The sequence below is a fragment of the Pseudomonas sp. TE6283 genome, assembly GCF_054060555.1.
This window is the reverse complement of the sequence record NZ_JBSSDH010000024.1, coordinates 63,917-69,916: the sequence shown is the minus strand read 5'-3', so window position 1 is coordinate 69,916 and position 6,000 is coordinate 63,917. Positions and strand designations below refer to the sequence as shown.

The following is a 6,000-nucleotide window of genomic DNA, read 5'->3' as shown; positions in this document are numbered from 1 at the left end:
GCCCCAGGATGGGGCGTTCAGCGCGGTCCTCCCGGGAGCAAGAACGGAGCGAGGGAACCCCGAAGCGAAGCGCAGGGGCCGGATGAACGGAGCGGGGCGGCTTTGGTTACTTTGGCCAAGACCAAAGTAACCCGCCGTAAGGGCGGAAAGGTGACTAAATGTCGATATCGTCTACGAATGCGCATAAAAAATTCAAAACCCACACCCTGAAACCCGAACCCACACCTGAAACCCGAACCCTTGCCCAATCCCCCCCCAACCGCTATCGTCCAACCCCAAGAAAATTCATCCGATGACTGGACGTACCCACCCCGTGACCCCGCTCATCAAACGCTCCCTGGTAGAACAAGCCGTAGACCAGCTCCGCGACCGCATCGCCAAGGGCACCTGGTCGATAGGCCAGCGCCTGCCCACCGAACCAGAGCTGGCCAGCGACCTGGGCATCAGCCGCAACACCGTCCGCGAGGCCATGCGCGTCCTGGCCTTCAGCGGCCTGGTAGAAATCCGCCAGGGCGACGGCAGCTACCTGCGTACCGCCGTGGACCCCTTGCAGGCCGTGCAGGTCATGTCCCGCTGCGCAGTCGAACACGCCCGCGAAACCCGCCATATTCTTGAAGCAGAAGCCATCGGCCTGGCCGCCGTTCGCCGCACGGACGCCGACCTGCAGGCCCTGCGCGAGGCCCTGGAACACAGCGCGCGGCATTTCCACGGCGATGTCGACGCCTACGTCGAATGCGACCTGGTGTTCCACCAGCGCCTGGTGGACGCCGCCCACAACCCCGCCCTGAGCGAGCTGTACCGCTACTTCTCCAGCGTGGTCCGCGCCGCCCTGCAGCACAACATGACCAGCGTCCCCCGTTGCCAGGCCGTGTTCGACCTGCACGGGCAGATCCTCGACGCCCTCGAACAACGCGATCCGGAACGGGCCAAGCACCTGAGCCGGACCCTCATCGAATCCTGACAACGAGAAGGCCATGGCCGAACAACTGACCCGCAACACCGCTCCCCGCGAGACGGAGCTCGATGAACTGCTGATCGATGCCGAAGCCGACGACGAGCAGGTCCAGCAACAGCCCGTGGTGCTGCGCAGGCCCTGGCTGTTGCTGCTGGGCCTGGTGTTGGTGGCGCTGAACCTGCGCCCGGCGCTGTCGAGCATGTCGCCGGTGCTCGGCCAGGTGTCCGAAGGGCTGGGGCTCAGCGCATCGCAAGCCGGGCTGCTGACCACCTTGCCGGTACTGTGCCTGGGGCTCTTCGCGCCGCTGGCGCCGATCCTGGCGCGACGATTCGGCAGCGAGCGGGTGATCTTCGGCATCCTGCTGACCCTGGCGCTGGGCATCCTGGTGCGCAGCACACTGGGCACCACTGGCGTGTTCCTCGGCAGCCTGATGGCGGGGGCGAGCATCGGCATCATCGGCGTGCTGCTGCCAGGTATCGTCAAGCGCGACTTCCCCCAGCACGCCGGTACCCTGACCGGCGTCTACACCATGGCGCTGTGCCTGGGCGCCGCGATGGCCGCCGGGGCCACGGTGCCCTTGACCCGCCACTTCGATGACAGCTGGGCACTGGGGCTGGGCTTCTGGCTGCTGCCTGCCTTGCTGGCGATGCTGGTCTGGCTGCCCCAGTCCCGACAGGGCCATGGCGTGCACAAGGTCGCCTATCGCGTGCGCGGGCTGTGGCGCGACCCGTTGGCCTGGCAGGTGACGCTGTACATGGGCCTGCAATCGTCGCTGGCCTACATCGTGTTCGGCTGGCTGCCTTCGATCCTGATCGGTCGCGGGCTGAGTCCGACCGAGGCGGGGCTGGTGCTGTCCGGTTCGGTGATCGTGCAACTGATCAGCTCCCTGAGCGCGCCCTGGCTGGCCACGCGTGGCAAGGACCAGCGCCTGGCCATCGTGGTGGTGATGCTGGTGACCCTGGGTGGGCTGTTCGGCTGCCTGTATGCGCCGATCGAGGGGCTGTGGGGCTGGGCGATCCTGCTCGGCCTGGGGCAGGGCGGCACCTTCGCCCTGGCACTGACCCTGATCGTGCTGCGCTCCAAGGACGCCCATGTGGCGGCGAACCTGTCGAGCATGGCCCAGGGCGTGGGCTACACGCTGGCATCCATGGGGCCATTCGCGGTAGGGCTGGTGCATGATCTGACCGGTGGCTGGAGCGCGGTGGGCTGGATCTTCGCGGTGCTGGGCATCGGGGCGATCCTGTTCGGTCTCGGCGCCGGGCGGGCGCTGCATGTGCAGGTCAGCAGCGAGCACGTTTGAGGCTCTGGCTGGATCCGTGATCGTCATTCACGACGCGAATGGGCATGGTGTTGCTGGCATCCAGGCAGTATCTTGCGGGTTTCGCACCTAGCGCAGGAACAGTCCATGAGCGATGCCAGCAGCGCCCTGATCACCCGTTTCTACCAGGCCTTCCAGCGCCTGGACGCCGAGGCCATGGTGGCCTGCTACAGCGAAGACATCGTCTTCAGCGATCCGGTCTTCGGCACCCTGCGCGGGCGTGACGCGGGTGACATGTGGCGGATGCTCACCGCCCGCGCCAAGGACTTCACCCTGACCTTCGACGACGTGCGCAGCGATGGCGCGCACTGGGTGGCGACCTACCTGTTCAGCCAGACCGGGCGGGTGGTGGTCAACGATATCCAGGCGCGCTTCGTCATCCGCGACGGGCTGATCTGCCAGCACGACGATACCTTCGACCTGTGGCGCTGGGCGCGTCAGGCGCTGGGCATGCCAGGTGTGCTGCTGGGCTGGACGCCGATGCTGCAGAACAAGGTGCGCCAGCAGGCGTTCAAGGGGCTTCGCGCATTCCAGCAGGCGCGTTGAGGCGTTAAGCTGACGACCTTCTTCCGTTGCACCGAACCGAGCCGTGAGCGAAACAACGCCTTCCCCCGACTGCAAACCCTGGTACGTCTACCTGGTGCGTGCCGCCAATGGCTCGTTGTACTGCGGTATCAGCGATGATCCGCAACGACGGTTCATCAAGCATCAGAAAGGGCAGGGCGCACGTTATTTCAAGACTAGCCCGGCGCAGGCGCTGGTGTATGTGGAGCAGTGGCCGGACAAGGGCGAGGCGTTGCGCCAGGAGCGGTTGGTGAAGAAGCTGCGCAAGGCGGCGAAGGAGGCGTTGGTGGCGTCCTATTGCGGTGTCGGCGGTTAGTGGTCTAGCGGACGTTGAGCGGGTGTCGTCTGTGGTCCTGATAGATCGCTGGGGCTGCTTTGCAGCCCTTTCACGATGCAAGGCCGCTTCCACCGGCAAGCGCGATCGCCTGTAGGTGGCGAAAGGGGCGCAACGCGCCCCGACGATCTCAGGCCTTGCGTCGCTTCAGCTGATCGATCAGTTGCGTCGGCAAGCCCTTGATCACCAGCGTCCCGGCCTCTTCGTCATACTCCACCTTCGAGCCCAGCAAATGTGCCTCGAAGCTGATCGACAACCCCTCGGCACGCCCGGTAAAGCGGCGGAACTGGTTGAGGGTGCGCTTGTCGGCCGGGATTTCCGGTGACAGCCCGTAGTCGCTGTTGCGGATATGGTCGTAGAACGCCTCGGGGCGGTCCTCGTCGATCAGGCTGGAAAGTTCCTCCAGCGTCACCGGCTCGCCCAGCTTGGTCTGGGTGGTGGCGTAGTCGACCAGGGTCTGGGTCTTCTCCCGGGCGGACTCTTCCGGCAGGTCTTCTTTCTCGACGAAGTCGCTGAAGGCCTTGAGCAGGGTGCGGGTTTCGCCCGGGCCGTCGACGCCTTCCTGGCAGCCGATGAAGTCGCGGAAATAATCCGAGACCTTCTTGCCGTTCTTGCCCTTGATGAACGAAATGTACTGCTTGGAGTTCTGGTTGTTCTTCCACTCGGACAGGTTGACCCGCGCCGCCAGGTGCAGCTGGCCCAGGTCCAGGTGGCGCGACGGGGTGACGTCCAGTTCGGCGTTCACCGCCACGCCTTCGCTGTGGTGCAGCAGGGCGATGGCCAGGTACTCGGTCATGCCCTGCTGGTAATGGGCGAACAGCACGTGGCCACCGGTGGAGAGGTTGGACTCTTCCATAAGCTTCTGCAGGTGCTCGACGGCGACGCGGCTGAAGGCGGCGAAGTCCTTTTCCTCATCCAGGTACTGCTTGAGCCAGCCGCTGAACGGGTAGGCGCCGGATTCGCCGTGGAAAAAGCCCCAGGCTTTGCCTTGCTTGGCGTTGTAGCTGTCGTTGAGGTCGGCCAGCAGGTTCTCGATGGCGTCGGAGGCTGCCAGTTCGCTGTCGCGCGCATGGAGCACGGCGGGGCTGCCATCGGGCTTCTTGTCGATCAGGTGAACGATGCAATGACGGATTGGCATGGAATTCTCGGTGGTCTGAGCGGTGAAAAGCCGCGCTGCAAAAGTCGCTCAGTTTACCTCAGGGTGGGGGCGATGCAGTGGCCAGATATTGGCACAAATGGCAGTTGTTCGTTTTTTGTTCATTTTTTTGCGATTTTTCCGAAAACCCCCGAAAAACCTGCACAAAATCAACGTCGACAGCGGATATTTCTCGATTCCTGTGGTAGCTTTGCGCGGTCTTGCGCCCCTTGGGTGGCGCATTGCTGGCAGATCGCTTGCGCGGTGTCGAACCAAACGCCGATTTGCGTATCTACATACGCGATCGACGCGGCCTCTGGATTGTCCCGGGCTGGCCCGACCACCGACCAAGCATGCTGCACAACCTCTGATTTGATAGGGAAGGAACACCACCATGGCACTGACCAAAGACCAACTGATTGCCGACATCGCTGAATCCATCGACGCGCCGAAAACCACCGCGCGCGCTGCTCTGGAGCAACTGGGCCAGATCGTTGCCGACCAACTGGAAAACGGCGCCGAAATCACCCTGCCAGGCATCGGCAAGCTGAAAGTCTCCGAGCGTCCTGCCCGTACCGGCCGCAACCCTTCGACTGGCGCTGCCATCGAAATCGCTGCCAAGAAAGTCGTCAAGTTCGTTCCAGCCAAAGTGCTGACCGACTCGATCAACAAGTAATTGTTGATGCGTTGACGAAACCGCGCCCGGCTTGCCCGGGCGCGGTTTTTTCATGCCTGTGATTTGCGCGCGGCATGCCATTGCTGGCGTGCGCTGTCGTCCTGGAAGCTCCAGGCGACCATGCGGCTCTGCTTCTGCCCCTGGCCCATCTCGACGATGCGCACGGCCTTCACCCCGGCCTTCTTCAAGGCCGTCTCGATGCCCGGCAGGTTGCTGGCCTTGGACACCAGGCTGGTGAACCACAGTACCTGGGCCGCGTACTGCACGCTTTCAGCGACCAGTTGGCTGACAAAGCGGATCTCGCCACCTTCGCACCACAGTTCGTTGTTCTGCCCGCCAAAGTTCAGCACTGGCAGCTTGCGCTTGGGGTCCTGCTTGCCGAGATTCTTCCACTTGCGCTGGCTGCCGCGGGTGGCTTCCTCGCGGGAGGCGTGGAACGGTGGGTTGCACAGGGTGACGTCGAAGCGTTCGTCGGCCTGCAGCAAGCCACTGAGGATGTGCCTGGGCTGCGCTTGCTGGCGCAGGCTGATGGCCTTGTCGAGCTTGTTGGCCTGGACGATGGCCTTGGCCGAGGCCAGGGCCACGCCGTCGATGTCGGAGCCGGTGAAGCGCCAGCGGTAGTCGCTGTGGCCGAGCAGGGGGTAGATGCAGTTGGCGCCGACGCCGATATCCAGGGCGCGCACCTGGGCGCCGCGAGGGATTTCGCCGGCATTGTCCTCGGCCAGCAGGTCGGCCAGCACGTGGATGTAGTCGGCGCGGCCCGGGATTGGCGGGCACAGGTAGTCGGTCGGGATGTCCCAGTGCTGGATGCCGTACTGGGCCTTGAGCAGGGCGCGGTTGAACACCCGCACGGCCTCGGGGTTGGCGAAGTCGATGCTGGGCTTGCCGTAGGGGTTGGTGATGGTGAAGCGGGCCAGGTCCGGGTGCGCCTTGATCAGGGCGGGGAAGTCGTAGCGGCCCTGGTGGCGGTTGCGTGGGTGCAGGCTGGGTTTGTCGGTCATGGTCGGATCCGGTGTTG

The 6,000-nt window shown here is 64.3% G+C and carries 7 protein-coding genes; 5 read left to right on the top strand and 2 right to left on the bottom strand.

Features of this window, described 5'->3' with window-relative positions; genetic code table 11:
• Positions 1 to 292: 292 nt before the first annotated feature.
• From ACVWZ5_RS23235 to ACVWZ5_RS23220, 4 genes are all read left to right on the top strand, one after another.
• Positions 293 to 961, top strand: coding sequence for a FadR/GntR family transcriptional regulator (locus ACVWZ5_RS23235; RefSeq protein WP_084943417.1), 669 nt, complete (start codon positions 293 to 295; stop codon positions 959 to 961).
• 13 nt (positions 962 to 974) lie between these two features.
• On the top strand, positions 975 to 2,255 hold the full coding sequence (locus ACVWZ5_RS23230) for a CynX/NimT family MFS transporter (protein ID WP_084943420.1): 1,281 nt from the start codon (positions 975 to 977) through the stop codon (positions 2,253 to 2,255).
• 105 nt (positions 2,256 to 2,360) lie between these two features.
• Entirely contained in the window at positions 2,361 to 2,819 is a 459-nt protein-coding gene (locus ACVWZ5_RS23225; RefSeq protein ID WP_028692003.1) for a nuclear transport factor 2 family protein, read from the top strand.
• 43 nt (positions 2,820 to 2,862) lie between these two features.
• Positions 2,863 to 3,153, top strand: coding sequence for a GIY-YIG nuclease family protein (locus tag ACVWZ5_RS23220; RefSeq protein ID WP_062575051.1), 291 nt, complete (start codon positions 2,863 to 2,865; stop codon positions 3,151 to 3,153).
• 148 nt (positions 3,154 to 3,301) lie between these two features.
• Here the strand turns inward: ACVWZ5_RS23220 and yejK are convergent, their stop codons facing one another.
• Positions 3,302 to 4,309 (bottom strand): nucleoid-associated protein YejK, encoded by a 1,008-nt coding sequence (gene yejK, locus ACVWZ5_RS23215; protein WP_062575050.1) that lies wholly within the window; start codon positions 4,307 to 4,309, stop codon positions 3,302 to 3,304.
• 391 nt (positions 4,310 to 4,700) lie between these two features.
• On the opposite strand from yejK, the gene ACVWZ5_RS23210 reads away from it, so the two are divergent.
• On the top strand, positions 4,701 to 4,982 hold the full coding sequence (locus ACVWZ5_RS23210; protein ID WP_011535502.1) for an HU family DNA-binding protein: 282 nt from the start codon (positions 4,701 to 4,703) through the stop codon (positions 4,980 to 4,982).
• 50 nt (positions 4,983 to 5,032) lie between these two features.
• Here the strand turns inward: ACVWZ5_RS23210 and rlmF are convergent, their stop codons facing one another.
• Entirely contained in the window at positions 5,033 to 5,983 is a 951-nt protein-coding gene (rlmF, locus tag ACVWZ5_RS23205; protein ID WP_280070741.1) for a 23S rRNA (adenine(1618)-N(6))-methyltransferase RlmF, read from the bottom strand.
• Positions 5,984 to 6,000 lie beyond the last annotated feature (17 nt).